Origin of the sequence: Proteus sp. G2626 (genome assembly GCF_009915985.1) — a bacterium.
GTDB classification, from domain to species: domain Bacteria; phylum Pseudomonadota; class Gammaproteobacteria; order Enterobacterales; family Enterobacteriaceae; genus Proteus; species Proteus vulgaris.
On sequence record NZ_JAABNH010000019.1, the window covers coordinates 1 to 3,255 of the forward strand.

The window sequence follows — 3,255 nt, forward strand, 5'->3', positions numbered from 1 at the left end:
TCACAGTAAATAAGCCACAAAAGCCTGTTATTATTTCTAGTAATAATAATAAACTAACTAATAGCTCAAACAATAGAGAATTAGCTACCAATAAAGGTGTAATGCATTTTAATGGTGTTGTTATTGAGCAACTCGAAACATTTAAAAAGAAATATTTTCTTACAAAAGAAGCCGTTAATTTAGTCAAGATAAATTGGTAGAGTCTGTTATTAGTTTATACAGTAAAGAAAATAGTATTGATGATAATAATGTAAACTCAGTAAAATTTATGGAATTTAGTGAATTTGATAATAATTCATTTGATGAGTTAGATCTTATGTCTACGATTCCTGCAGAAAACTTAATTAATAACCCTGACTTAATGTCTGGCACACTTAATGAAATTGCAAAAAACAACGGTACAGTTAATGTTAATGCAAGAATGGCTGTAATTAAAGAAAATAATAAAGCGAGTGCAGCGTTAGTTAGAACCGATGGTGTATTGGTGACGAAAGAAGTGCCTGTGTATCCCGCCAATTATATTGGCAATGGCTATCATATGGATATTAAAAATTTGGGAATAGAATATGCGCTTTTACCAGCAGATTCTTATAGTGGACTTGGTTTGCAAGGGAATATTATTCAAAAATATTCAAATGAAAATAAAAAGTTCTCATATCCAGAAAAAGTAGAATTACCTAATAAGGTAGAAAACAAAAGGATAGAAGTACCATATCCACATCAATTTAATGATGCAATTATTGTATTTCCTAGAAATTCAAACTTACCGCCTTTGTATGCTTATTCGGGCTTCCCTGCAATTGAACTTAAGGATAAAGATCCCCGCCCTCAGCAAGAGCAAGAATTTAATGAAATCAAAGATAGCGTGAAATTCACAATTTCATTTTACGAAAAAGCAACACAGGAATTTGGTAAAAAGGCAGCACAATTATCTAGAGAGTTAGCAGAACAATCTAAAGGAAAAACAATCAGAAATGTAGAAGATGCTTTACGTACATATGAGAAATACGGGCAGAATATTAATAATAAAATTAATGCTAAAGATCGAGCCGCAATTATAAAAGCATTAGAATCTATTGATGCAAAACAATTAGCTTCAAACCTAGGCAAATTTAGTAAAGGGCTTGGATATACCAACCACGCGATTAATGCAGTGGAATTACTTGTTGAATTTAAAAATGCAGTTAAAACGGGAAATTGGCGTCCATTTTTTGTTAAAGCAGCTTCAATTACTGCTGGCCTAGCCTCGGTGGCATTGACGGCCTTTGCCTTTAGTTTAATTATAGGCGGACCTGTTGGAATTTTAGGGTATGCCCTAATCATCGCAACAGTAGGTGCCTTGATTGATGATGCATTGGTTGAAAAAGTTAGTGGTGCGATCGGTATTTAATATGTAGGGCAATAGGATAATCGGTTTTAATTGGTTGTCCTATTTTTTGTGAAATATAGAGCTAGATATATCATGCTAAATGGAATTGAAAATATAAAACAAAGTAAGTGGTATAGAGCTACTCCACCATGCTTAGCCGGAGTATTAATAAATAACCCAGTATTCCAGAATTTTTTTGTTGTATATTTTAATGCGAAATTTTCGATAAGAATTTTGGAGAAAGGAAAAAGAATAGCACTAGGTATACTTAAAGTTAACATTAATACACCTTCAATAGTGTGATCGTTATAATTAAGATAAACCATCACCAACATCATAAAATAACCCCAAAACATATTATTAATATAGTATTTTTTAGTCATACCTAGACCCTAATGTGTAACCAGCACTAACATATAACTCATCATTCTAATAGTAATAATTCTTATTTTCAATAAATTAACTGTTTTTATTTTAGTCAATTTCGCTTATTACACTGAGCGATTTTAATTTTAGTGCTACTTATTGTGGGTGAGATGGAAGAGTCGCAGAAAGCGGAAGAGGAACGTAGACGGAAAGAAGAGGAAGAAAATCAGGACACCAATAGTGCACCAGAAATGGATAACTGATTGATTATATTTATTTGACTCAAGGATGAGTTAAATACTAATGATAACCATTCCGAATATAGCCGAAATAAGACAATTGTATTACGATTACTATTGATTGTACTGTGTTTGCATACAGTGGTTGTATGCTATTAAATATAAAAAGGAATTTAAATGATTATAACAAGAGCTAACGTTGATCAGTTCCCTGATCTTCCCGAATACGTTATTCGAGACATAAAGCAAAATGGTACTGTTTATAACACTACAGGAGGTGCTGATGAAGATGGGGCCTTTATTACTGATGGGGGTTGGGTTGTAAATAATGGAGTAGATACGTTAATGGTGGCGGCGGCTAAATCAGATTATTTCCCATGGTCAAAAATACCTATTCTTGCTGATAATGATAAAGATGAATATCCGTCTCCCAATGTGGGTAATGGTGGGTCATCACCTTTCAATCCAAATACTAAAATCACAGTAAATAAGCCACAAAAGCCTGTTATTATTTCTAGTAATAATAATAAACTAACTAATAGCTCAAACAATAGAGAATTAGCTACCAATAAAGGTGTAATGCATTTTAATGGTGTTGTTATTGAGCAACTCGAAACATTTAAAAAGAAATATTTTCTTACAAAAGAAGCCGTTAATTTAGTCAAGATAAATTGGTAGAGTCTGTTATTAGTTTATACAGTAAAGAAAATAGTATTGATGATAATAATGTAAACTCAGTAAAATTTATGGAATTTAGTGAATTTGATAATAATTCATTTGATGAGTTAGATCTTATGTCTACGATTCCTGCAGAAAACTTAATTAATAACCCTGACTTAATGTCTGGCACACTTAATGAAATTGCAAAAAACAACGGTACAGTTAATGTTAATGCAAGAATGGCTGTAATTAAAGAAAATAATAAAGCGAGTGCAGCGTTAGTTAGAACCGATGGTGTATTGGTGACGAAAGAAGTGCCTGTGTATCCCGCCAATTATATTGGCAATGGCTATCATATGGATATTAAAAATTTGGGAATAGAATATGCGCTTTTACCAGCAGATTCTTATAGTGGACTTGGTTTGCAAGGGAATATTATTCAAAAATATTCAAATGAAAATAAAAAGTTCTCATATCCAGAAAAAGTAGAATTACCTAATAAGGTAGAAAACAAAAGGATAGAAGTACCATATCCACATCAATTTAATGATGCAATTATTGTATTTCCTAGAAATTCAAACTTACCGCCTTTGTATGCTTATTCGGGCTTCCCTGCAATTG

The 3,255-nt window shown here is 32.3% G+C and carries 5 protein-coding genes; 4 read left to right on the forward strand and 1 reads right to left on the reverse strand.

The window, feature by feature from the left end:
• Both GWJ05_RS18560 and GWJ05_RS08475 read left to right on the forward strand, forming a co-directional pair.
• The coding region (locus GWJ05_RS18560; protein WP_237585113.1) for a hypothetical protein at window positions 1-200 on the forward strand (200 nt) is incomplete at its 5' end.
• A 68-nt stretch (window positions 201-268) separates the two neighbouring features.
• Window positions 269-1,390, forward strand: coding sequence for a colicin-like pore-forming protein (locus GWJ05_RS08475; RefSeq protein WP_161681355.1), 1,122 nt, complete (start codon window positions 269-271; stop codon window positions 1,388-1,390).
• A 26-nt stretch (window positions 1,391-1,416) separates the two neighbouring features.
• On the opposite strand, the gene GWJ05_RS08480 is transcribed toward GWJ05_RS08475, so the two are convergent.
• Window positions 1,417-1,752 carry a colicin E1 family microcin immunity protein gene (locus GWJ05_RS08480; RefSeq protein ID WP_115370743.1) on the reverse strand — a complete coding sequence of 112 codons (336 nt, stop codon included), beginning with the start codon at window positions 1,750-1,752 and terminating at the stop codon, window positions 1,417-1,419.
• Window positions 1,753-2,151: 399 nt separating this feature from the next.
• Between GWJ05_RS08480 and GWJ05_RS08485 the strand changes: the two genes are divergently transcribed.
• Window positions 2,152-2,652, forward strand: coding sequence for a hypothetical protein (locus GWJ05_RS08485; protein WP_161681356.1), 501 nt, complete (start codon window positions 2,152-2,154; stop codon window positions 2,650-2,652).
• Between the two features lie 68 nt (window positions 2,653-2,720).
• A partial coding sequence (locus tag GWJ05_RS08490; RefSeq protein WP_161680965.1) for an S-type pyocin domain-containing protein occupies window positions 2,721-3,255 on the forward strand: 535 nt, incomplete at its 3' end.